Annotated in this window: 21 protein-coding genes; 8 read left to right on the top strand and 13 right to left on the bottom strand. The window is 66.4% G+C overall.

All coding sequences use genetic code 11. The annotated features are described in order from the left end of the window. Window positions 1–53: 53 nt before the first annotated feature. The gene (locus ABZ942_RS01100; protein WP_357377772.1) at window positions 54–632 is read left to right on the top strand and encodes a pyridoxamine 5'-phosphate oxidase family protein; all 579 of its coding nucleotides are present in this window, start codon (window positions 54–56) and stop codon (window positions 630–632) included. A gap of 53 nt (window positions 633–685) precedes the next feature. Further along, entirely contained in the window at window positions 686–895 is a 210-nt protein-coding gene (locus tag ABZ942_RS01095) for a TOBE domain-containing protein (RefSeq protein WP_357377770.1), read from the top strand. 8 nt (window positions 896–903) lie between these two features. Here ABZ942_RS01095 and ABZ942_RS01090 read toward each other — a convergent pair whose 3' ends face one another. From ABZ942_RS01090 to ABZ942_RS01080, 3 genes are all read right to left on the bottom strand, one after another. Next, the gene (locus ABZ942_RS01090; RefSeq protein WP_357377768.1) at window positions 904–2847 is read right to left on the bottom strand and encodes an MFS transporter; all 1944 of its coding nucleotides are present in this window, start codon (window positions 2845–2847) and stop codon (window positions 904–906) included. 315 nt (window positions 2848–3162) lie between these two features. Further along, the gene (locus ABZ942_RS01085) at window positions 3163–3486 is read right to left on the bottom strand and encodes a transglycosylase family protein (RefSeq protein WP_357377766.1); all 324 of its coding nucleotides are present in this window, start codon (window positions 3484–3486) and stop codon (window positions 3163–3165) included. A 427-nt stretch (window positions 3487–3913) separates the two neighbouring features. Continuing rightward, a complete protein-coding gene (locus ABZ942_RS01080; protein ID WP_357377764.1) occupies window positions 3914–4381 on the bottom strand; it encodes a YiiD C-terminal domain-containing protein in 468 nt (155 codons plus the stop codon). Window positions 4382–4627: 246 nt separating this feature from the next. Here ABZ942_RS01080 and ABZ942_RS01075 point away from each other — a divergent pair, with 246 nt between their 5' ends. The 3 genes from ABZ942_RS01075 (at window position 4628) to ABZ942_RS01065 (ending at window position 9349) form a co-directional block, all read left to right on the top strand. After that, window positions 4628–5575, top strand: a complete 948-nt coding sequence (locus ABZ942_RS01075) for a hypothetical protein (RefSeq protein ID WP_357377762.1) — start codon at window positions 4628–4630, stop codon at window positions 5573–5575. 141 nt (window positions 5576–5716) lie between these two features. Next, window positions 5717–8416, top strand: coding sequence for a discoidin domain-containing protein (locus ABZ942_RS01070; protein WP_357377760.1), 2700 nt, complete (start codon window positions 5717–5719; stop codon window positions 8414–8416). 54 nt (window positions 8417–8470) lie between these two features. Then, window positions 8471–9349: a hypothetical protein gene (locus tag ABZ942_RS01065; RefSeq protein ID WP_357377758.1), complete on the top strand. Its 879-nt coding sequence runs from the start codon at window positions 8471–8473 to the stop codon at window positions 9347–9349. Here the strand turns inward: ABZ942_RS01065 and ABZ942_RS01060 are convergent. The 5 genes from ABZ942_RS01060 to ABZ942_RS01040 form a co-directional block, all read right to left on the bottom strand. After that, window positions 9331–11097: a gamma-glutamyltransferase gene (locus ABZ942_RS01060; RefSeq protein ID WP_357377756.1), complete on the bottom strand. Its 1767-nt coding sequence runs from the start codon at window positions 11095–11097 to the stop codon at window positions 9331–9333. The two genes, ABZ942_RS01065 and ABZ942_RS01060, sit on opposite strands and share 19 nt — an antisense overlap. Before the next feature lie 122 nt (window positions 11098–11219). Then, a complete protein-coding gene (locus ABZ942_RS01055; protein WP_357377754.1) occupies window positions 11220–11837 on the bottom strand; it encodes a PIN domain-containing protein in 618 nt (205 codons plus the stop codon). A gap of 64 nt (window positions 11838–11901) precedes the next feature. Continuing rightward, window positions 11902–12375 (bottom strand): helix-turn-helix domain-containing protein, encoded by a 474-nt coding sequence (locus ABZ942_RS01050; protein ID WP_357377752.1) that lies wholly within the window; start codon window positions 12373–12375, stop codon window positions 11902–11904. A gap of 95 nt (window positions 12376–12470) precedes the next feature. Then, window positions 12471–13106, bottom strand: coding sequence for a response regulator transcription factor (locus tag ABZ942_RS01045; RefSeq protein ID WP_357377750.1), 636 nt, complete (start codon window positions 13104–13106; stop codon window positions 12471–12473). Continuing rightward, window positions 13103–14281 (bottom strand): sensor histidine kinase, encoded by a 1179-nt coding sequence (locus ABZ942_RS01040; RefSeq protein ID WP_357379311.1) that lies wholly within the window; start codon window positions 14279–14281, stop codon window positions 13103–13105. Before ABZ942_RS01040 ends, ABZ942_RS01045 begins: the two co-directional genes overlap by 4 nt. A gap of 207 nt (window positions 14282–14488) precedes the next feature. On the opposite strand from ABZ942_RS01040, the gene ABZ942_RS01035 reads away from it, so the two are divergent. Continuing rightward, window positions 14489–16024, top strand: a complete 1536-nt coding sequence (locus ABZ942_RS01035; protein WP_357377748.1) for a multicopper oxidase domain-containing protein — start codon at window positions 14489–14491, stop codon at window positions 16022–16024. Between the two features lie 13 nt (window positions 16025–16037). Here the strand turns inward: ABZ942_RS01035 and ABZ942_RS01030 are convergent, their stop codons facing one another. The 5 genes from ABZ942_RS01030 to ABZ942_RS01010 form a co-directional block, all read right to left on the bottom strand. Continuing rightward, window positions 16038–16784: an NYN domain-containing protein gene (locus tag ABZ942_RS01030; protein ID WP_357377746.1), complete on the bottom strand. Its 747-nt coding sequence runs from the start codon at window positions 16782–16784 to the stop codon at window positions 16038–16040. 89 nt (window positions 16785–16873) lie between these two features. Then, window positions 16874–17689 (bottom strand): RNA polymerase sigma factor SigF, encoded by an 816-nt coding sequence (locus tag ABZ942_RS01025; RefSeq protein WP_357377744.1) that lies wholly within the window; start codon window positions 17687–17689, stop codon window positions 16874–16876. Beyond that, a complete protein-coding gene (locus ABZ942_RS01020) occupies window positions 17679–18110 on the bottom strand; it encodes an anti-sigma factor (RefSeq protein WP_357377742.1) in 432 nt (143 codons plus the stop codon). The genes ABZ942_RS01025 and ABZ942_RS01020 overlap by 11 nt, the downstream gene beginning before the upstream one ends. Window positions 18111–18239: 129 nt before the next feature. Then, a complete protein-coding gene (locus tag ABZ942_RS01015; RefSeq protein WP_357377740.1) occupies window positions 18240–19847 on the bottom strand; it encodes an ABC transporter substrate-binding protein in 1608 nt (535 codons plus the stop codon). 119 nt (window positions 19848–19966) lie between these two features. After that, window positions 19967–20899, bottom strand: coding sequence for a LysR family transcriptional regulator (locus ABZ942_RS01010; protein WP_357377738.1), 933 nt, complete (start codon window positions 20897–20899; stop codon window positions 19967–19969). Between the two features lie 115 nt (window positions 20900–21014). On the opposite strand from ABZ942_RS01010, the gene ABZ942_RS01005 reads away from it, so the two are divergent. Together ABZ942_RS01005 and ABZ942_RS01000 are read left to right on the top strand one after the other, a co-directional pair. Then, entirely contained in the window at window positions 21015–21827 is an 813-nt protein-coding gene (locus tag ABZ942_RS01005) for an inositol monophosphatase family protein (RefSeq protein WP_357377736.1), read from the top strand. A 38-nt stretch (window positions 21828–21865) separates the two neighbouring features. Further along, window positions 21866–22471, top strand: a complete 606-nt coding sequence (locus tag ABZ942_RS01000; RefSeq protein WP_357377734.1) for an NAD(P)-binding domain-containing protein — start codon at window positions 21866–21868, stop codon at window positions 22469–22471. Window positions 22472–22619 lie beyond the last annotated feature (148 nt).

Genomic DNA, 22619 nt, shown 5'->3' with positions numbered 1-22619 from the left:
GTTACGCTCGAAACTCGAGTCCTGTTCATGGGACGACTAGGGAAGGGGCCCCGATGGCGAAGGTCTTCTCGCATCTCGATGACGCGCTACGCAAGTTCATCAGCGAGCAGTCGATGTTCTTCGTAGCGACCGCGCCGGTCGAAGGCGGACTGGTCAACCTGTCCCCCAAGGGTTATCGCGACACCTTCGCCGTCCTCGACGATCACACCGTCGCCTACCTCGACCTGTTCGGCAGCGGCTCGGAAACCATCGCGCATCTGCGCGAAAACGGCCGCATCACCGTCATGTTCTGCTCGTTCGACCGCACCTCGAAGATCCTGCGTCTCTTCGGCACCGGCCGGGTGGTGCGCCCCGACTCCGCCGAATTCGCTACCCTGCGACCGCATTTCGGCCTGCAGCACCCCGGCTTGCGCGCCGCCATCGTGATCAGCGTCGAGCGCATCGCCGACTCCTGCGGCTACTCGGTCCCCTACTTCGACCTCGTCGACGAACGCCCGGTGCTCGACGCGCTGCACAACCGCCGTACCGACGAGGATTTCGCACGCCGCATCGCGGGCGACAATTCGGTCAGCCTCGACGGCCTGCCCGCGCTCGAGCCGGACCACCCGCTGCCCTCGGCCATTCCGCGGTAGACACCGGTCGCATATCCCGTCCCGCCAGGGGCGGGCTGCGTATGCTCGCCGACATGCGACTGAGCACCCGCAATCAGATGGACGGCACCGTCATCTCGGTCACCCGCGGCGAGGCCATGGCGGTGGTCCGGGTCCGCCTCGCGGGCGGCGACGAGATCACCTCCTCGATCACCCGCGACGCCGTCGACGACCTCCGACTCACCGACGGCGTCCGGGTAAAGGTGCTGATCAAGTCCACCGAGGTGACCCTCGGCGTCGAGTAGTCCAACGGTTACCCGGCGGGTATCGGCGTCAACTCCGCCAGTTCCTGCTGCACCAGCCGGTCGTGCGCCGCCGCCTCGGCCGCCGCCTTCTTCGGGCTCCAATGCCCTGCCATCAGGAAGACGAACGGCAGGAACACGATCTGGGCGATCAGGCAGATCCACCACCAGCGTGCCCACTGATGCGGCGAATCGGCCTTGGCCTGCTGCACCTCGGTCGCGTGCGCAGCGAGGTAGGCCTGGTCGTCGGCGGGGATGGTGCCGACCGACTGGAGTTGCGCGCCCGCCTGCGCGAGTTTCGGGCCGACGGTGCCGAGGACCGCGAGGTCGGCGGGCGGAATCTGCTGCACGGCGGTCAGCCGCGCGATCGCCTGATCGACCGGGATGCCGAACTTCTTGGCGACCTGCCCCACCGCCGCGAGCCCGGCGTTCCCATCACTCGGATTCGCGGCGAGCGCCGCCTGGGTGGCCGGTTCGATGGCCTGCAGTGTCGCGAGTTCCTCCGAGTATCGGGCGGTGAGCCCGAACGCCGTCTGGATCTCGGCGGGTGACGCGCCGGTCAGCTTGGTCAGCGCCGTCACCTGGGCGACCTGGTCGTTCGGGTTCTTACCAAGTGCCGCAAGGGTTTCCGGCCCGACCTGTTGAATGGTCGCCAGCTGCGGGCCGTACTTCGCCTGGATCTCCTGCAGCCGCGGACCGTAGTTGACCAGCGGACCGGCCGCGTTCACCACCACCAGCAGGCCGAACAGCACGACCGTGACGACGCTGCGCAGCGTGCCACCCCACACCGCGAGCCCCACCGCGGTCGCCGCCGGATTGCGCTCCTCGACGGTCTCGGTGAAGCTCGCCATCCAGGTCGAGTAGGCGATGCCGGTGCCGACGGCGATGATCACGAACACCCAGGCGAAGGTGTAGTAGCCGGTGTCCGGTTTGTCGGTGTACCCGATGAACAGATACATGCCGATCACGCTGATCACCGCCCCGACGATCATGAACGGCTTACGCACCTTGAGGTAGTCCGAGGCGATGCCGGCCAGCACCAGCGCGACCGCGTTGGCGGTCCAGTACCAGTTGCCGAGCGCATTGGCCTTGGCCGGGCTGAAGCCGAAGTTGGTCGCCATATAGACGGGCAGGAAGGACACGATCGTATAGAAGAAGGCCAGGAACAGGCTGATCGCCAACGCCGAACCGATGATGTTGGGACGCAGCATCTGGCGCCACTGCCCCTGCTCCAACTTCCCGACGTCGAGTCCGCGAGCCCGCGCCTCGATCAGCGCCCGATCGCGCAGCGACACCATGATCTGGTCGCGCAGCTGCGGGCTGAGCTCACGCAGCCCGATCAGCGCGATCACCGCGATGACGAGGCAGATCACGCCGCACAGCCGGTAGTGGTACTGCCAGTCCGGGTGCGCGTCCAGCGACCGGGTGGAGATCTGGGTGGTGACCAGGGCGCCGATCACCGGGCCGAGGGTCCAGAAGCCCATCGCGGAGGCCCGGCCGAGCTGCGGCGAGAAGTCGCGGATCAGCGCGGGCGTGGCCACCAGCACCGCGCCCTCGACGATGCTCACGACGACGTAGACGAAGAGGTACTGCTCCTTCGTGGTGGTCGCGGGCACCGCGAACAGCGTCAGCAGCGAGCAGATCACCACGCCGTAGGCGACGATGTTGGCCCGGCCCCACCGGTCGAGCAGGCCGGCCAGCACCGAGGCGGCCGCGCCGAACGCGGCGCCGATGATGAAGATCCAGACGAAGTAGGCGAACGACAGGTGGAAATAGGCGATCAGCTCATTACCCACCGCGCCGGTCACGAACAACTGGTAGTAGAGCCCGATCGACGCGATGACGACAACGGTCAGATACCAGGAGCGGGCGGGCGTATCGGGATAGTGCGGTAGCTTGCGCTGCCACAGCCCGGTGAGAATGGTGGGCGGTGCGGCGGTCTGGGTCGAACTCATGGTCGAGATGCCTTTCTAGCCACGGCATCTCGTCCGGCTCTACCTCGAGCCGGCACGAAGGAACCGGGTGGCAACAGGCTAGTGATTGGCACCACTGGCCGCAGGCATTTCGCGACACGAGACCGAAACGTGTTCTAGTTCTAATTCGTGGGATGAAATACTCGAGCATTGAATCAACGCGCCGTGATTCGGAATTATGAATCGCAATTCAACCCGAAGAAGAACCCGCCGAAGTCAGTCAATTTCGCCGAACAATCGGTCGCCCTGAAATAGCCCGGCTCCTACCGCGTTTCGCGATAGGAGCCGGTCAAGCCTTTAGAGGTAGGCGCCGCAGACGGGCCACGCACCGGGGCCCTGAGTGGCGAGCACGTTCTCCGCGACGCGGATCTGCTCGGCCCGGCTGGCGTTGCTCGGGCTGCCGACGCCGCCGTTGGCGGACCAGGTGCTCTGGGTGAACTGCAGGCCGCCGGAGAAGCCGTTGCCGGTCTCGGTGCCCCAGTTGCCGCCGCTCTCGCACTGTGCGACGGCATCCCAGTCGTGGGCCGACGCGGTGGCGGTGGACAGGCCGAACGGGACGGCCACGAGGGCGCCCAGTGCGGCGGTGACGCCGAGGACGCGGGTCTTGAGGTTATGCGACATGAAGGAGTTCCTGCCTGCGCCCACCGGCACGGCACGTGCTCGCCGTGTCCCTGTCCCCAGGTAGGTCGGGGATCCTCGAACCGCGGGACAGGGTTACCGGCATTCAGCGGTTCGAGTTCGGGCCCGTCGTAGATCGGGCTCCGGCGACGGTAGCGAAGAAGTCGCTGCGAATCACGCTTCGATCACATCGAAACTCTCTAGACCGTAAGTCGAGAGTTATCTCGTTTATGCATCACGAGCAGGCAAAAGGAATCGCACAGGTGAACGGTGATTGTTACGTTATGTGCCCGAGATCACTGGGAAATTGTGTCGTCGGTCGCACATCAGGCATCGAGCGTCCCACTCACCGGGACGCTGATGAAAACTTCGCTGTGCACGCCTCGTAATACCCGGCGAACTACGCGATGAACGAGGCTTCGGCAATCTCCTACTTGCCGTGCGCCCGCAGTTGATAAAGCCCCTCGGTTTCCGCGACCAGCACACCGTCGGCATCGGTGACAACGGCCCGCAACGTGAAGTCCGACTTCCCGTTCGCGGCAGCCTCTTCGGCGATCCTGGCGATCTCCTCCGCAGGCAAACTCGCCTCCGCGCGCACATCGGTCTTCGCGGCCTTGCGGAAGAATACGTGCAGATCCTTGACCAGCGGATAGAACGCGGAGTTGTCGAACGTGGCGACCGCGATCGCGCCGCCGAGGATCTCCGCCACCGCGAACAGCACGCCCGCGTACATGGTGCCGAAATGGTTCCCATTCCCCTCGATCGGCGCCGTCGTCGCGGCGAACCCCGGCCGCACCTCGACCGCCGCCACCCCCATCCGGTACGCGCTCGGAATGGTGAATTCCAATGCCCCGTTGATGATCTCCGCGAACGGCGGCGTCGCTACCTCGTCACTCATCCCGCATCATCCTTTCGCGCCGGAGGCGACAAGCACCTCGTCTCGGCCGCCTCACCGAAGCGTAGCCCGCCCGATGGCAAACCCGGTGCGGCGCTGACCGTCTCGCGGATGCCACGCCAGGATCACCGGCGTTGCGTGAATGTCGCACGCCACGGGCGCATACTGCACTGGATTCGCCAGGCCCATTCGGCGATTCGTGCTCCGTCGCGGCGAATCGCACCCATCACCAGACAGCCGAGGTGTGCAATGACCAGCATGGACAAGGCAACGGTCGCCGTAGCGGCGCTGACGTTCGCCGCGTTATCGGCGGTGGCCGCGCCCGCGGCGAGCGCCGCACCGGTGTGCGGCGGGGCGGGCCAGCCGACGGTGGTGGCCGCGGCATTGCCCGGTGCGCTGGAAGGATTGACCGTCGATGCCCGCGGGCGGGCCTATACAACAGACCTGGCGACCGGTCGGGTGTATCGGATCGACGCACCGGGCGCGGCCCCGGTCCCCATCGCGACCGTGCCCAGCGGCGGTGGCGGCGCGCTCGCCTGGACACCGGACGACAAGCTGCTGGTCGGCTACGGCGCGGACGCACGGTCCTTTGTCGGCGACACATTGCGCCATGCCGGGATCATCGAACTCGATCCGGACACCGGCGCGGTCCGCCCCTTCGCCGCGGGACTCAGCGCCGCGAACGGCATGGATGTCGCGCAGGACGGAACCGTCTACGCCACCAACGATTTCGGCAATCTCGTCGGCCGCGTCTACCCGAACGGGGCGGTGCAGGCCGATTGGACGTCGTTCCCGAGTGCGAACGGCGCCGTCCTCGGCAAGGACGACGAATACCTGTACGTCAGTAGGACCTTCGTCAACCCTGGGGTGAGCCGGATCCCGACCGCCAACCCCGGCGCACCCCAGTCACTGCTCGATCTCGGCGGCGGTGACGCGCTCGCCGCACCCGACGGTCTGACGCTGGACTCCCTGGACCGCCCGGTGGTCCCCCTCAACACGGCGGGCCAGGTCATCCGGATCGATGCCCCGAACCAGTACTGCGTCCTCGGCGGCGGCAACCCGATGACCAGCGTCCTCACCTATGGCCGCGGCACGACCGGTTTCTCGGCCGGCCGTCTCTTCGGCGCCACCTTCACCGGCGTGGTCTACGAAATCCCCGGCGGCTTCGACCCGAACGCCCGCACCGCAACCCCCTGACGCCGAGACCTACCGCTATTTCGGAGGCCACGCAGCCGATCATAGGATGGCCGGTGCAGGGCTGTTCCGGGTCGTGGTCGCATGGAAGTCGGGCCGGGTAGCCGAGTACGACATCGTCCATGCGGCACATGGAGGTACGGATTGCGTTCTCGCACCAAGATCCTGATCGGCACCGCATTGGTCGTGGCGATCGCGTTGGTGGCCGGCGGGATCCTGTTCGCCGTTCGAGACGCCGCACGGGACGGGGCCGCGCCGGTATGTCCGGGCGACGACGCCTCGTCCGCACCGGGATGGACGTCGACGAATACCGATGTGGCTGCCGGGTTCGAACAGCATCCGTTCGTCGGCAACGGCTACCTCGGGCTGCGGGTGCCGCCGCGCGGCACGGGATACGTGTCGACCGGTGAGATGAGCGGCTGGCCGCTGTACACGCCCCGGTACGACGGCGCTTTCGTGGCCGGTCTGTACGGGCACACGCCGGGGCTGGCCGACGATCGTGAGGTCGCGGCGGCGCTGCCGAATTGGTCCGCGCTCAACCTGGGCGTCGGCGACGACACGTACTCCGTGAGCACACCGGCCGCCCAGATCACGAACTTCTCGCAGATCGGATATCTGCGCTGTGGATTGGTGCGCACCGCGCTCACCTGGACCAGCCGGGACGGCAAGGCCACCGATCTGGTGTACGACGTCGTCACGGATCGGGTCGATCCGCATGTGGGCGCGGTGCATCTCACGCTCGTCCCGCACTGGTCCGGTGCGATCACGGTGACCGATCTGCTCGACGGCGCGGGCGCCCGCCGGATGACGCAGACCGAGGGCGGCGCGGGTGACGGCGCTATCCGGGTCGGCTTCCGTACCGAGGGCACCGGAGTCGTCGGGGCGGTCGCGTCCGTGCTGAGCACCGGGGCCGCGCGGCAGCCTGCCCCGGCGCGCGATCTCACCGTCAGTCAGCAGAACCGTCTCACCGTGCGGGACGGAAGGACTTACGAGGTAACCAAATTCGTCGGCGTCGACACCGCGCTCACCGCGCGAGATCCCGTCGCCGCGGCTCAGGACGCGGCGCAGCGGGCGGCGCGACAGGGCTGGCCGGAGTTGCTGGCGGGAACGGCGGCGCAGTGGCGTTCGCTGTGGCGCGGTGACATCGAGATACCCGGTAGTGCCGACCTGCAGGCATGGGCTCGCGGCGCGCTCTACTCGCTGTACTCGAGCACGAATTCCCAACAGGACAACAGCATTTCGCCCGTCGGACTCAGCAGCGACAACTATGCGGGGGCCGTGTTCTGGGACGCGGACATCTGGATGTTCCCCGGCCTGCTCCAGCTGGCGCCGGATCTCGCCAGATCCGTGGTGGACTACCGGTTCAAGACCTTGCCCGCGGCACAGGCGAATGCCCAACAGCTCGGTTATCGCGGCGCCTTCTATCCATGGACCAGTGAGAGCCGAGGCGCCCTCGCGGAATGCCACAGCTGGGATCCGCCGCACTGCCTGACCCAGATCCATCTGCAGGGCGATATCTCGCTCGCGGCCTGGCAGTACTACCTGGCCACCGGCGACACCGATTACCTGCGCGGCCGCGGCTGGCCGATCATGCGGAACCTGGCCGAATTCTGGGCCTCGCGGGTGACGCCGAATCCCGACGGCAGCTACTCGATCGAAAACATCGCGGGCCCTGACGAATACAGCAACGGCGTCAATGACGGGGTCTACACCAACGCGGTTGCCGCACTGGCACTGCGCAATGCGGCCCGAGCCGCCGAAATCCTCGGCCGGCCCGCCCCACCCGAGTGGACCACGATCGCCGACCACCTGCGCATGCCCTTCGATCCGGCGCGGCAGATATTCACCCAATACGACGGCTATCCCGGGACGCCCATCAAACAAGCCGATACCGTCCTGCTGATCTACCCGCTGGAATGGCCTATGTCGCAAGATGTTTCGGCCAACACACTGGAATACTATGCCGAGCGAACCGATCCCGACGGTCCGGCGATGACCGACTCGGTGCACGCCATCGACGCCGCGGCGATCGGCACGCCGGGCTGTGCAACGGACACCTACCTCGAACGCGCGGTTCGGCCGTTCGAGCGCGCGCCGTTCGGGCAATTCGCGGAGGCGCGTGGCAACAAGGCGGGCGTCAAGGATGCCTTGGCGGGTGCGCCTGCCTTCACCTTTGTCACCGCCGCAGGCGGATTCCTGCAGACCTTCACCAATGGTCTGCTCGGGTTGCGTTTGCGGGCCGACGAGATTCGCATCGATCCGACGCTGCCGCCGGAACTCAGTGCGGGACTGCATATTCGCGGCATGCATTGGCAGGGACGGACTTTCGACGCGGAGATCGGCCCCGACGACACTAAGATCACGCTGAAAGACGGTGCGGCGATGCAGGTCCGGACCGCGACCGGCACCCAGCTGGTCAGCCTCGACCATCCGCTGAGCGTCAAGACCCGCCGACCTGACCTGACATCCACCGACAACCTCGCCCGCTGCAAGTCCGTGTCCGCGAGTTCGGCCGAACCGGGCCGGTACGCCGAGGCCGCGGTCGACGGCAGCATCGCTACCGGCTGGGCGCCTGACGCCGATCGCGGCACGCTCACCGTCGACCTGGGCGCGGAAACCTCTGTCGGACGGATACTTCCGCACTGGTCGGATCCGGCGCCGACGGCGCCCTCCGTCTCGGTGTCCCCCGACAACAAGACCTGGACGGCAGTCACCGTCGATCCGGCAACCGGGACCCTCGCCAGCCCGATCTCCGCCCGCTACATCCGGCTGGACATCGCGGCCGCGGACCCGACCGTCCATCCGGGTCTGCGCGAGCTGGAGATCGCCGCCCCACCGAAATAGGCCTCGCTGCACGTCCCGAGCCGAGTCCGCGCAGTCTCGGTACAGTGAGCGACGATGAACCCCGATCGTGCCGGCGAGCTTGCCGCGCAACGGGTCGCAGCCGCGCATGCGGACCCCGAGCAGCGGTTGACGCTGGCGGCGAGCTGCTATCCGGCGCAGCTGAGCGCCTATGCGCGCGCCGAATTGACCTTTCTGCGCTGGGAACTGACCCGAGGCGTCCTGCACCCGGTTACGGGTAGTCCGTGGTGGCGTGCGATCAACGATCGTCTGCTGCACGATCAACTGGAAGCCGCACTGCTCGGCGCGGGCGGTCACGCGTCGACGCCCGGTGCGCGACTGTGGCAGCGGTTTCTCGCCGCACCGTCACCGGTCAGCTGGTATCGAGCGCACAACCTCAGCATCGTCGCGGGTTACCTGGAGAACCAGCGGCTGGCCGAGGCCGAACTCGATGTCGAGCAACTCATGATCAACGTGACGCTCGCTCGGGTGCTGTTCACGCACGCCCTGATCGAATGCCCCGGCCTGGCCCTCGGCCGGTTCGCCCGGCTCGGCCCCCGCGTCGCCGATCCGCGCAGCAGTTCGGTCGGGCTGTTCCTGGACCTGCGCAATGTCTTCCCGCGTCGATACCCGTTGCACGACTACTCGATTCACCAACTGCTCGCGGACGAGGGGCGCGCGGCACGGGCCATCGACTTCGGTCTGATCCTGCCGAAACGGGTCCCGGTCTACATGTTCGCCGCGAACAGCCTCGGTGAACCACGGCTAGCGGCGCTCGTCGAGGGCGATCTGTTCCGTTATGGCGGACCGAGTGTCGACCCGACACAACTCGAGGCCGACGCGCTCACCCGTATTGTCGCGGCCGCCACCCGCACTCGTGGCGACCGGCGGATTCGAGCCAAGCGCGCGGACCGGGTTCAGCGGCCGACCGCGTAACCCTGCATGCCGCGCGGGTTCGCCGCCGCGGACAGCATCCCCGACTCCGGGTCACGCGCGACCGCGCACAGGCGACCTTCCGACCACGGTCCGCCGACCGTGACGTCATGGCCGCGACGGCGCAGGTCTTCGATGACCGACTCGTCCATCCTCGACTCGACGACGACCTGCCCCGGCTCCATGGCACGCGGGTAGAACGAGCTGGGGAACGAAGAATTGTGCCAGTTGGGTGCGTCGATCGCGGCCTGCAGGTCGAGGCCGCCGTAGGCGACGGACAGGAAGAAGTGCACCTGCCACTGATCCTGCTGATCGCCGCCGGGGGTGCCGAAGGCCAGCACCGGCACGCCGTCGCGCAGCGCCAGCGCGGGAGTCAAGGTGGAGCGCGGACGATGGCCCGGGACAAGGGTATTCGGCAAACCCTCGTCCAGCCAGGCCATCTGCAGGCGGGTGCCGAGCGGGAAGCCGAGCTCCGGGATGACGGGGTTCGATTGCAGCCAGCCGCCGCTCGGGGTCGCCGAGATCATGTTGCCCCACTGGTCGACGATGTCGAAATGACAAGTATCGCCGCGTGTTTCACCGGCGACGGCGAGAGCCGGTTCACCCGCGCCGACCGCGTCGGACGCCGGGCTCGAGCCATCGATATGCGAGCTGAGCAGCGGTGCACGTCCCTCCGGGCTACCTGGACGCAGCTCATAGGACGCCTTCGCTTCGATCAGCGCTCGTCGCTGCGCGTTGTACGACGCCGAAAGCAGCACGGGCACCGGCACATCGGGCACATCGCCATACCACGCCTCCCGGTCGGCCATCGCCAGCTTGCAGCCTTCGATGAGCAGATGGACGTACTCGGCGGAGCCATACGCGGGCAGCTCCGCAGGCAGCAGGGCGAGCTGCTGCAGGAAAGCAGGCCCCTGGCTCCACGGGCCGACCTTGCAGAGCGTCCACCCCTGCCAGTCGTAAGTCGTCGGCGATTCGTAAGTCGCCGACCAGTCGGCCAGATCCGCCGCAGTAAGTGTGCCGACATGCCGCTCGCCACTGGTATCCAGGGTGGGTCGGGCCGACTGCCGCACGATCGCCTCGGCGATGAACCCGGTGCGCCAAATCCGCCGCGCCGCTTCGATTTCGGCGACTCGGTCGCCACCACCCTCGGCAACGGCCTGGTCGATCAACCGCCGCCAGGTCCGACCGAGCACCGGATTGCGAAACAGCTCACCGAGTTTCGGCGCCGCACCGTCCCGCAAATAGACCTCCGCCGAGGAGGTCCACTCGGTCGTGAACAGCGCACGGACCTTCTCCACCTGCTGCTGAAACTGCGGCACGGGCGGATGCCCCGCCTCGGCATACCCGATGGCATAACGCAGCAGATCAGCCAAAGACCTTGTGCCGTAATCACGCAACAACACCATCCAGGCATCGAACGCGCCGGGCACCGCGGCCGCCAACGGCCCGGTACCGGGCACGAAGTCGAGCCCGAGCCCGCGATAATGCGCCGCGCTCGCACCCGCCGGCGCCGGCCCCTGCCCACACAACACCCGCACCGCTTCCCCCACCGGAGCCAGCATCATCGGCACCTCACCGGCAGGCCCATTCAAATGCGGCTCCACCACATGCAACACGAACCCAGCCGCAACCGCCGCATCGAACGCATTCCCACCCCCCTCGAGCACCGCCATCGCCGACTGCGACGCCAGCCAATGCGTAGACGACACCATCCCGAACGTCCCCCGCAATGTCGGCCTGGTGGTAAACATGCCAACCCCTCCGATCTCACTCCGCACCCGGACAAGCGCGAATCCCCTTGAAAAGTACCCACTCCACCCCTTCACCCATCGCACCCGTCCACACGGCGGCGCGCCCCCTAGCCGCGAGTGACCTATGAGGACGTGGACGCACTCAACAGCGCGGTGAGGTCGAGCGAGTTCAGGTGTTGCCGAACCCGCTCGGCAAACAACGGTGCACCGGCCTTCTTCAACATCTCCGGTAGGGACACGCTGCCGTTGCCGCTCCTTCGAACGTGGTAGACGAGTTGTTCCTTCGTCACAGCAAGCACGGCACGCGGGGCGGTATCGTCGACAAGCTCGAAAAACTCGTCGGCCGAGTAGATCTCGTACGGGAGATCATCGATCTCGCGGAAATGTTTGACGTTTTCGGTCAGCAGGATGTCTACGTTGCCATGGACAGCGGCGCAATGGACGTGTGCATCACCCGGATCCGGATACGTCCCTGCGGCATCAACCGAGTAACCGCTGATCCGTCCGGCTTTGAAGACGCTCTCCAGCCTGCGCCGGATGCCACCCACCTGAGCGTCATCGAGGAACGGGTTCTTCTTACGCAGGTGATAGTGGAACTCGGCCATGACATCGTCGGTCCACATGACCTCGAACATCTCGCCGCCACCGTGTAGATACAGCAAGGCTAGCCAGTCACGGAGCGTGCGCGAGTACAAGATGTTGGCGTCGACTGGAACGTTTGTACCCCACCCGCTGACCATGCCGAGCATGGTACAAGCGATAGGAGGTGCGTTACCGAAATAGGCTGCTACGCAGGCAATTTGGTCAGTCGACCAGGCCCAAGTCGTCTTCGAGTCGACGGAGTTCGTCGAATGCGTGGCGTTGCTCTGCGCTTTGCCTTTCCTTGAATGCGAAAACGTCTTTGCTGAGCAGCCTGGTGTGGGATCGGACCTTATGCGCAGGGATTGCGCCCTCCTTGACCAGCTTCATCAAGGTGGGGCGGGACATGCCGAGAATCTTCGAGGCGGTCGTCGTGGTCAGTTCGTTGGGCACGCTGGCCACGGTGACCGTACAGCCACGGCTGACCAGGTCGAGAATCTGGCCGATGAGCGAGGACAGTTCGGCAGGCATCTCCACGGTGTCGCCGCCGCGGAGCCCGATGAGGACCCCAGCCGCATCCGAGTCTGCGGCGGCCTGCTCGACCTGGTCGACGCGGGCCTTGAACACACGAGCCTGCTCGACTTCACTGGCGGTAATCGACAGGACCGCCCTGTCGTCACGGATGATCGTCTCGCCCATCGGCTCGTGCTCCTCTCCGCAATGCGTGGTCAGCCCAACGCAGCTCCTTGCACTTATAAGTGCAAAGAGCTAGGCCGCAGCGGACCACGCGCGGGTCAGGTGAGTTTGTGGGCGTAGACGGCTAGGCGGACGCGGTTGTCGCAGGCGGTTTTGTCCATCAGGTTGGCTACGTGGGTTTTGATGGTGGTTATGCCGAGGTGGAGGTGGGTGGCTATTTCTTGGTTGCTGAGGCCTTCGCCGATGAGGGTGAGGACTTCCTGCTCTCGGGGAGTCAGGGGTGGTTGGGCGGGTTGGGGTTTGGGGGTGGGACGGGTTTCGATGGCGCGGTCGACCAGGCGGCGCATAAGGGGTGGGGAGAAGAGGATGTCGCCGTCGGCGGTGCGGCGGATGGCGGTGAGCAGGTCGGTGGGGGCGGTGTCCTTGACGAGGTAGCCGGTGGCGCCTGCGGCCAAGGCGGGGAAGAGGTGATCGTCGTCGTCGAAGGTGGTGAGTACCAGGACTTTTGCCCCGGGACGAGCCGCGACGATCTGTTCGGTGGCGGCGACGCCGTCCAGGCCGGGCATGCGCAGGTCCATCAGGATCAGGTCAGGGGACAGTTCCGCGTTCAGGCGGATGGCTTCGATGCCGTTGGCGGCCTCGCCGACGACCGCGAAATCGGGCGTGGATTCGATGAGCATGCGCAGGCCGGCCCGGACCAGACGTTGATCGTCGACCAGGAGCACGGTGATCATTGCGCAGCCTCCGCGCGGATCGATGTCTCGACGCCGGGAAGCCAAGCGTCGACTTCCCAGCCCTGTGCGGTCGCCCCGACCGTGAACGTGCCGCCCGCGAGTTCGACGCGTTCCCGCATACCGATGATGCCGTGACCGGCGGGATTCGTGCCGGAGTCGGCGATGCCGCTGCGGATATGGACGGCGATCCCCTCGGCGCGGCGGTCCACTCGAACCTGAACCGGGCTGGTGGGCTCGGCGTGCTTCATCACGTTGGTGAGCGATTCCTGCACCAGCCGCAGCAGCGTGAGCCTGCCGATGGCGTCGAGTCCGGTCAGCTCCGGTGCGATGTCGTACTCGACCGCGAACCCGGCCACCTCGACTCTGCGCACCGCCGCGGCGAGCTCGGTCCGCACGGCGGCGGCGTCCACCAGCGCGACCTCGCCGAGCGCGGGATCGCGCAGTGCGGCGAGCAACCGGCGGATGTCGGCGAGCGCGTCGGCGGCGGTCGTGCGCACGTCGTCGAGCACCGCGTTCACCCGGGGGTCCTGATCGGCGACGACGTGGCGGGCGATGCCGACGCGCAGCACGATCGAGGCCATATGATGCGCGATCAGGTCGTGCAGTTCCCGTGCCATGGCGCTGCGCTCGGCCGCCCGGGTGCGCAATTCGGCTTCGGCTCTACGGGTTTCGGCGTCGGCAGCGCGCAGGCGCAGGCTCGCGGCGAGGTCGCGCTGGCCGCGCAGGTACAGCCCAAGCAGCAAGGGCACACCGACGTAGGTGCCGGTCTCGACGACGGTGGCCGCGCCCCAGAGGGTCGCTTCGTGGGTGCCCCATTGGCCGAGCAGCACGGCCAGCGCCCAGCAGGCCGTGGCCACCGCGACCCGCCGGTTCTGCCGGGTGCGCATCGCCATTTCGACCAGCGCGACGCCACCGAGAAATGGCACCAGCCCCGACAACCCCCACGGGTGCATGCGGAACATCGGCACGGCGAGGGCGGAGAGCGCGATCGAGACGGCCAGCGGCCACCGATCCCCCACCAGGAACAGCCCGCTCGCGAACATGGCAAGCAGCCAGTAACTCCACGGCACCTGGTACTGGCCGGGGAAGGTGCTCGCCACCAACAGCACCGGGACGAGCACCAGCGGCAGGCAGCGCACGACCAGCCGCACATCGCGCCGCAACCGGATCTCCATCACACGTCAACGGTAGGGGACTGCGGATTCGCCGCCGCCGATGGCATCGGGTGCACCACCGGTCGGCGACACGCCGATAGCACGTCATGCCCGCTGCCACAAGAGTCCGCGGGCGGAGCAAACGACCGCAAAAGGCGACTCCTCGGCCGATCTCCGCAACCCGTCGGCAATCAAGGCTGGATGGGACACCGATCGAAGGAGTAAACCGTGGTCTCGAGACGAGGCTTCCTCGCTGGACTCGCCGTAGTGCCGCTCGCCGGATGTGCGGCGCGCTCAGGCGCGCCGACCCCTGGTTCCGCGACGAACGCCTCGGCCACCAGGCCGCTCCCGATCCCCCCGCTCGCCGCGTCGTCGGTGGGTGCCGACGGCGTCCGCCGCTTCACCCTCGACATCCAGCAGGGCACGTCGGAGATCCTGCCCGGTAAGCGCACCGCGACCTGGGGCTACAACGGCGCGATCCTCGGCCCGACGCTGCGAGCCGAGCGCCACGAGTCGGTCGCGTTCACCATCCGGAACTCCCTGCCGGAGCCGACCACGGTGCACTGGCACGGCATGCACGTACCCGCCCGGTGCGACGGCGGCCCGCACCAGACGATCGCCGTCGGCGGCACCTGGGAACCGGCGTGGACCATCGATCAGCAGGCCGCGATGCTCTGGTACCACCCGCATCCGCACGGCGCCACCGAAAAGCATGTCTACCGAGGACTTTCGGGTCTTTTCTTCGTCGACGACGAGACCACCGACACCTTGGATCTACCGAAAGAGTATGGGGTCGATGACATTCCGCTGGTCATCCAGGATCGGCGCTTCACAGCGTCCGGCGCACTGGACGAATCCGATCCCACCGACGTCGGCCTGCTCGGCGACACCATCGTCGTCAACGGCATCGCGGGCGCGCATCTGGACGTCCGCACCGACCGGGTTCGCCTGCGCGTACTCAACGGCTCATCGGGCCGGATCTACAACCTGGCCTTCGACGACCACCGCGCCTTCCAGCTCATCGGCACCGACGGCGGCCTGCTCACAGCGCCGACCACGCTGAGCAACATTCAGGTGAGCCCTGGCGAACGTGTCGAGATCGTGGTCGAATTACGCAGCGACGAACGAATCATGTTGCGCTCCCTGCCGATCGAGCAGCGCAGGAACATCGACCGGGCCGCCGCCTTCGGGTTCGACGACACCTTCGACATCCTGCAGCTCCGTGCGGGAAAGCTCGAACAGTCTGCCCCCGTGCCGGATTCGCTCACCACGATCCCTGCTCTCGCGGCCCCCGGAACCAAACCGGACTACACCTTTGAACTGAAGTGGTTCATGATCAACGGCCGCCAGATGGACATGAACCGAATCGACATGACCATCCCCGTCGACAGCACCCAGGTGTGGTCGGTGCGCAACAACGACAACTGGCCACACAACTTCCACGTGCACGACGTCCAGTTCCAGGTGGTCGACATCGATGGACAAGCGCCACCGCCCGCCCTGGCAGGCTGGAAGGACACGCTCTACACCGAGCCACAATTCACCTACCGGCTGGCCATGCGTTTCGCACAGCACAGCGATCCCACCTATCCCTACATGTTCCACTGCCACCTATTGCTGCACGAGGACCACGGCATGATGGGCCAATTCCTGGTACTCGCCCCCGGCCAACAGGCCGCGCCGATGCGCATGGACATGCCCGGTATGGACATGCCGGGCATGGGTTCCGGGACCACCGGGAACAAACCGGGTCATCACGGCTGACCCGCGGTGACGGTCAGGAGCGGTTACGGACGTCACGAACGTAAGTGACGGCCTGCTTACCTTCCCCGGGGCTTCGCGTATCCAGATCGAAAAGCGTTGTAGCGGCGAAGAGTTCACCGAGCTTGCTGTAACCGTAGGTGCGCGGGTCGAAGTCGGGCCGCTGCTTGTTGATGATCGAGCCGACGCTGGACAGCGTCGCCCAGCCCGAATCGTCCGAGGCGGCATCGACGGCATTGCGGAGCAGATTCATCAGCTTGGCGTCGCCCTTGAGCTGATTGGCGGCGGGCCGTCGCGTCGGCGTCGGCGACTCCTCCGTTGTGCCGGTGAGGTTTTCGGTATAGATGAACTTGTCGCAGGCGGCGACGAACGGCTTCGGCGTCTTGTGCTGACCGAATCCGTAGACGGTACGGCCGGATTCGCGGATCCGACTGGCCAGGCGGGTGAAATCGCTGTCGCTGGACACGATCACGAAGCCGTCGAGATTACCGGTGTACAGCAGATCCATCGCGTCGATGATCATCGCCGAGTCGGTGGCGTTCTTGCCGGTGGTGTAGCCGAACTGCTGGATCGGCTGAATCGACTGCGCGAGCAGCTGATCCTTCCACCCCTTCAGATTCGTGCTCGTCCAGTCGCCGTAGGCCCGCTTGACGTGCGCCGTCCCGTACTTGGCCACCTCGGCCAGCAACCCGTCGGCGATGCCCGGCTGAGCATTGTCGGCGTCGATCAGCACCGCAAGCCGGGTAGCGTTGTCGCTGCTCAAGGCATTCCCCATTCGTCGGTCGGCTACGAACAACCGTAGCCCGCCGCACCCGCACCGGCGCCCTGACACCGCCGGAGTCGACCGCCGCGTCAGTCGCGCAGGGCTTGCTCCCGCAACGTACTCAGCGTTTTGGACAGGATGCGCGAGACCTGCATCTGCGAGACGCCCAGTTGCTCGGCGATCTGGTCCTGGGTCTTCGACTCGAAGAATCGCATGATCAGCACCTGGCGTTCGCGTTCCGGCAGCGCCGCGATCAGCGGTTTCACCGCGAGATAGTCCTCGACGGTCTGATATTCGGGCTCCTCGGCACCGAGGGTGTCCAGTGGCGAGCGCGGCGCGTTGTCGTCGTCGCTGTCCAGACCCACATCGATCGAGGAGGTCTGGTAGGCGTTGCGGGCGATCAGCGCCTGGGTGACCTCGACGAGGTCGGCGCCGAGCTCCTCGGCGATCTCGCGCGCCTTGGGCATCCGGCCGAGCCGCTGCGCCAGCGTCTCGATGGTCGGCGCGATGGTCTGCTGAATCTCCTTGAGCCGCCGCGGAACTCGCACCGACCAGGTGTAGTCGCGGAAGTGCCTGCGCACCTCACCCATGATGGTCGGCACCGCGAACGCCAAGAACGGCGAACCGTGCGACGCGTCGAAACGATCCACCGCGGCCACCATGCCCACGCGGGCGATCTGCAACAGGTCGTCGAAGTTCTCGCCGCGCCCGGTGAACTTGCGGGCGATGTGCTCGGCCAGCGGCAGGCAGCGGCTGATCAGCTCTTCCCGCACCACCGCGCGCTGCGGATCGTCGGCGTCGAGCTCGCTCAGCTCATGGAACAGCGGCTCGATATTGTCGTAGCTGTCGCCACCGCGTCGGCGCGGCTCATGGCCGACACCGGACGCCGTTGCCTCATTGTTCATCGAGGTCGCCCCGGGCCCAGACGAACTCGACGACAGTCGGGTAGCCGGAGACGGCGGCATCGAACGGCGCCCTGGTCGCGGTGACCGATTCGGTCAGGGTCTGCACGATGTGCCAGCCGAAACTGCCTGTCCCGACCTCGGTTTCGGACTTGCTCACCGCGCGGACGGTGGCCTCGAGCACGCCTTCGCGATAGGAGAACGCGCAATCGATCGTCGAACCCTCGGCCGCGTCCTGCATCAGCACGGTCGCGATCTCGTCGAGCGCGAGCCGGATATCGGTCACCTCGTCGAGCCCGAAATCGGCGATCAGCAGCACGGTCTCGGCGAGCGCGCGCAGCATCGTCAGCTGCTCCGGTGACGCGGGCACTGTGACGGCGACCGTGGTTGTCCCCGTCACGGATTCGGATACCCGTTCACTCATTCCGCCACCACCTCATTTACCTGCGCGTGTCCGATCGACGGGTCAGCCTACCCGGATCGAACCGAACCCGGCAGCGGGCACACCCGTGCCGCCGCGCCGCCGTTGCCGACGGCGCGGCGCATCGGGTTGTTACTTCTCGATATTCTCGAAATCGAACTGACCGTTCCAGGTGAGTTCGGCCTTCTTCACCTGTTGCCCCCGACCCGCGGTGGCGATGTAATCGAGCACCGGAATGTCGGCCATATCGCGGAACAGCAAGCCCTGCGCCTGTGCGACCAGCTTGTCGGACTCCGCCGGAGACGGCGCGGCCAGCGCGGCGTCGATGAGCTTGTCGAACTCGGGGTTGGCGTAGTCGACATTGTTGGTCCCCGCGCCGGTGTAGTACTCCGCCGTGAGGAATTGCAGCATCGTCGGGTAGTCGCCCTGCCAGCCGTAGCGGAACGCCTTGCCGATCGTCCGCGCGGTGATCGCGGTCCGGATGTCCTTGAACGTCGGGTACGGGGCACCGATGGCCTCGATACCGAGGGTGTTCTTGATGCTGTTGGCCACGGCTTCGATCCAGGCCTGGTGGCCGCCGTCGGAGTTGTAGGCGATCTCGTAGCGACCCGACCACGGCGAGATCGCGTCGGCCTGCGCCCACACCTTCTTGGCCTCCTCCGGGTTGTACTTCAATACCTCGGAGCCGGGCAGATTCCCGTCGAAGCCGGGCAGCGTGATCGCAGTGAAGTCGCGCGACGGCACCCTGGTGCCGTGGAAGATGTTCTCGCAGATCTGTTCTCGGTTGATCGCCATCGAGAGGGCCTTGCGGCGCAGCACGCCTTCCGCACCCGCGAAGTGCGGGATATTGGTCTGGCTGCTGATGTGCTGGTTCTGCGCGGTCGGCTTGGTGATCGCTCGGTCGCCGAGGTCCTTCTTGTAGGACGACAACGCGCTGTCCGGGATCGTGTCGAGCGTGTCGAGGTTACCCGCCAGCAGATCCGCGTAGGCGGTGTCGAACGACTGGTACATGGTGAACCGCAGGCCCTTGTTCTTGGCCGGGCGCGCCCCCTTGTAGTCCGGGTTCGGCACCAGATCGACCTTGACGTTGTGCTCCCACGCGCCGGTGCGCGCCATCTTGTACGGGCCGTTGCCGATGGGGTTCTCGCCGAACGCCTTGATGTCCTTGAACGCCACCTCCGGCAGCGGATAGAACGGGGTGAAGCCGAGCGCGAGTTCGAAGTCGATCGACGGGCTCTTCAGCGCGATGGTGAAGGTGCGGTCGTCGACCACCTTCAGGCCCGACATCGTCTGTGCCGTCGGCTTTTCCGCCGCCACCTCGTCGTAACCGACAATGTTCGAGAAGACGTAGCCCTGCAGCTGCGTGTGGGTGCCGAGCGCGGCGTAGTTCCACGCGTCGACGTACGACTTCGCCGTCACCGTGGTGCCGTCGGTGAACTTCCAGTCCGGCTTGAGGGTGATCTTGTAGTTCTTCCGATCCGTCGACTCGATCGACTGCGCCATGTCGTTATGGGCCACGCCATTGGCGTCGTAGTACTTCAGCCCGGCGAAGAGCCGGTCGACGATGCGGCTGCCGTTGTTGTCGTTGTTGTTGGCCGGCAGCAACGGGTTCTGCGGCTCGGTGATATTGGTCGTGACGATGCCCGCGTCGGTGCCGTCGTCCGACGAACACGCGGCCAATCCGAGGCTTGTGGCCAGTAATACCGCCGCCGCCAACGCACCAGCTCTTGTGAATCTCACTGCGTTCTCCCCAGGTCGAGAAGGGGCAGAACCCGCGACACGCGTGAGGTCACCAGCGCTTGCCGACACGATCTGCCTTGAATGTCCTCGGACAGTAGCGATTCCACCGAGCGCTGTCATCAGATCGGCAGCTCCCGGCCCTTCTTGGCGGCGTTCGGACCGTCCACGGCCTGGTAGACAGCGGTACGGATCTGTTCGCGCAGCCAACTGTGGGCCCGGTCGCCGTCGTAGCGCTGGTGCCAGGCCGCGATCACCGGGATCGATATCGGATCCAGTGGGAGCGGCACCAGCCGCAGTCCCAGTTCGGCCACCACCGCACCGGTCATCCGCTCGGGCACGGTGGCGACCAGCCCACCGCGCTGGACGAACCGCAGCGCAGCGGCGACCGTCGGTACGGTGGCGACGACGCGGCGGGTCAGTCCGCGCGCGTGCAGTAGATCGTCGATCGGATCGTGCAGGCGTCCGCGCCGGGACACCGTGATGTGTTCGGCGGCAACGTAATTCTTGATGGTGAAGGGGCTCGCCGGATGATCGTCGGGCACGGCGACCACGAGTAGGTCGCTCGCCATGACCTCGTGCCGAATGTCCGCCGACACAGGCGGATTCGACCCGATCTCGAGATCGACGTGACCGTGGCGCAGTTCGTCGGTATCGGCGTCCGTTTCGGCCAGCAGGCGCAGCCGGACGCCGGGTGCTTGCGCGCGGACCGCCGCGAGCAGGTCGGGTCCGATCGTATTGACCACGGCGTCATGCCATTTCAGCGTGAACGTGCGATCGAGCGTGGTCAGGTCGAGCTCGTGTTCGGCGGACAGCACCAGCTGCGCCTGCTGCACCAGCGCGTGGACCTGTTCGCGAACCGCCAGCGCGCGCGGCGTCGGCGTCATCGTCCGGCCGGTGCGGACCAGGATCTCGTCGCCCATCACCCGGCGGATCCGCCCGAGCGCGCGGCTCACGGCGGGCGCGGTGAGATGCAGCCGGTCCGCCGCACCGGCCACGCTGCCCTCCTCCAGCAGCGCGTCCAACGCGGTCAGCAGGTTCAAGTCCAATTGCATGAGAGTAATTCTATTACTTACTGGAATGCATTTGACGACAACGGTTGTGGTTTCTAGCGTTGAGGTAGCAACTCACGAAAACACTTATCCCGATTTCTCTTTCGAATGGATCACCATGTCGACCTTGCTGAATACCGAGACGGACCGAGACCTGCTCGCCACGGTGGTTACCGCGGTGCACGCCGCAGGGGCGCACCTACGCGAACGCTTTGTGCCGAGCACCGAGCTGGACGATCTCGAGGCCGTAGTCGCCGCAATCCACGCCACCGATGCGGAATCGCTGCCGTTCCTGCGCGAACCGCTGCTGGCGGCCGGGCCGGGCTCCGGCTGGATCGACGACGAACTGGCGGCGGGCGAGCTGCCCGCGGGCGAATGGTGGGTGGCCGATGCGGTGGAGGGGAATATCAACTACATCCACGGCATGACCGACTGGGCGGTGACCGCCACCCTGGTGCGCGACGGCCGGCCGGTGCTGACCGCGATCCACCTCCCGCTGGTGGACGAGACCTACACCGCGGTGCTGGGCGGTGGCGCCTTCCGCAATGGTGTCGCGTTGCACGCGTCGGCCAAGACGCAACTCGACGCCGCCCTCGTCGGCACCGGGCAGGCGAAGCCGGGCGAGGACCGAAATACCTTCCGCCGCATCGGCGAATCGGTCACCGCCATGCTCGACGCCGCCCTCGTCACCAAGGTGTCGGTTCCGGCGACACTGCAGCTGATCCAGGTCGCGGCCGGGCGCTCGGATGTGTTCTGGCAGTACAGCGACGTCCGCTCGGGACTGCTGCCCGGCGCACTGCTGGTGGCGGAGGCGGGCGGCACGGTCACCGACACCCGTGGCAACCCATGGCAGCTGAGCAGCCCCGACTTCCTTGCGGCAGCTCCCGGAGTGCACGCGGCGGCGCAACGCGTCCTCGCCGCCATCCGTTGACCGAAACCCTTTGTCCCACAACCACTGAGGAACACATCATGAGCACCATCGGAATCCTGGGATCCGGCCGCGTCGCGACCGGGCTGGCGAACAAGCTGGCCATCGCCGGACACGACATCGTCATCGGCACCAGAAATGTCGACGCAGTGAACTGGACCGGCTCCCCCGTCACCATCGCCGATTACGAGTCGGCGGCGCGACGAGCAGAGATCATCATCAACGCCACCCCGGGCGACGGCGCGGTCGAACGACTCGGCGCACTGTCGGCCGCATTGACCGACAAGATCCTCGTCGATGTCTCGAACTCCCACAGTCCCAGCGGATCCGAACACAGCCTCGCCGAACGCCTCCAAGCAGCACTGCCCGCGACCCGAGTCGTGAAGACACTCAACACCATGTTCTTCACCGTCATGACCGACCCGCACAGCCTGCGCGTGCCACCCACCGTATTCCTCTCCGGCACTGACACATCGGCGAAAGCAGTGGTCACGACGCTGCTCACCGACCTCGGCTGGCCGGCCGAGTGGATCGAGGATCTGGGCGACATCACCACCGCCCGCGGCACGGAAGCCCTGATGCTGCTCGTCCCTTCGCTGATTCGAAATCGGGGATTCGTCCCGTTCGCGTTGACCGTCGCGGCCTGAATGCCCTGCGCCCTGGTGGTTTCCGACAAATAATTTCGCCGGATTTCGTTGCGCGGAATTCGCGGAATCGATCACTCGACGTCGGCCGCGGAGTGAGAATGGAGATGGCCTGATCCGGCTTCACGGGGACGTATCGGCTGTCGTGGCC

It is taken from the genome of Nocardia sp. NPDC046473 (assembly GCF_040645995.1).
Classification (GTDB): Bacteria; Actinomycetota; Actinomycetes; order Mycobacteriales; family Mycobacteriaceae; genus Nocardia.
This window is presented reverse-complemented; position numbering and strand designations above follow the sequence as displayed.

Coding starts and splice junctions, on each gene's coding strand:
- ABZ942_RS01085 (WP_357377766.1), bottom strand. CDS start 3,486: ATGTCGCATAACCTCAAGACCCGCGTCCTCGGCGTCACCGCCGCACTG.
- ABZ942_RS01050 (WP_357377752.1), bottom strand. CDS start 12,375: ATGGGCGAGACGATCATCCGTGACGACAGGGCGGTCCTGTCGATTACC.
- ABZ942_RS01080 (WP_357377764.1), bottom strand. CDS start 4,381: ATGAGTGACGAGGTAGCGACGCCGCCGTTCGCGGAGATCATCAACGGG.
- ABZ942_RS01095 (WP_357377770.1), top strand. CDS start 686: ATGCGACTGAGCACCCGCAATCAGATGGACGGCACCGTCATCTCGGTC.
- ABZ942_RS01045 (WP_357377750.1), bottom strand. CDS start 13,106: ATGATCACCGTGCTCCTGGTCGACGATCAACGTCTGGTCCGGGCCGGC.
- ABZ942_RS01075 (WP_357377762.1), top strand. CDS start 4,628: ATGACCAGCATGGACAAGGCAACGGTCGCCGTAGCGGCGCTGACGTTC.
- ABZ942_RS01100 (WP_357377772.1), top strand. CDS start 54: ATGGCGAAGGTCTTCTCGCATCTCGATGACGCGCTACGCAAGTTCATC.
- ABZ942_RS01010 (WP_357377738.1), bottom strand. CDS start 20,899: ATGCAATTGGACTTGAACCTGCTGACCGCGTTGGACGCGCTGCTGGAG.
- ABZ942_RS01065 (WP_357377758.1), top strand. CDS start 8,471: ATGAACCCCGATCGTGCCGGCGAGCTTGCCGCGCAACGGGTCGCAGCC.
- ABZ942_RS01020 (WP_357377742.1), bottom strand. CDS start 18,110: ATGAGTGAACGGGTATCCGAATCCGTGACGGGGACAACCACGGTCGCC.
- ABZ942_RS01025 (WP_357377744.1), bottom strand. CDS start 17,689: ATGAACAATGAGGCAACGGCGTCCGGTGTCGGCCATGAGCCGCGCCGA.
- ABZ942_RS01090 (WP_357377768.1), bottom strand. CDS start 2,847: ATGAGTTCGACCCAGACCGCCGCACCGCCCACCATTCTCACCGGGCTG.
- ABZ942_RS01000 (WP_357377734.1), top strand. CDS start 21,866: ATGAGCACCATCGGAATCCTGGGATCCGGCCGCGTCGCGACCGGGCTG.
- ABZ942_RS01040 (WP_357379311.1), bottom strand. CDS start 14,281: ATGGAGATCCGGTTGCGGCGCGATGTGCGGCTGGTCGTGCGCTGCCTG.
- ABZ942_RS01055 (WP_357377754.1), bottom strand. CDS start 11,837: ATGGTCAGCGGGTGGGGTACAAACGTTCCAGTCGACGCCAACATCTTG.
- ABZ942_RS01005 (WP_357377736.1), top strand. CDS start 21,015: ATGTCGACCTTGCTGAATACCGAGACGGACCGAGACCTGCTCGCCACG.
- ABZ942_RS01060 (WP_357377756.1), bottom strand. CDS start 11,097: ATGTTTACCACCAGGCCGACATTGCGGGGGACGTTCGGGATGGTGTCG.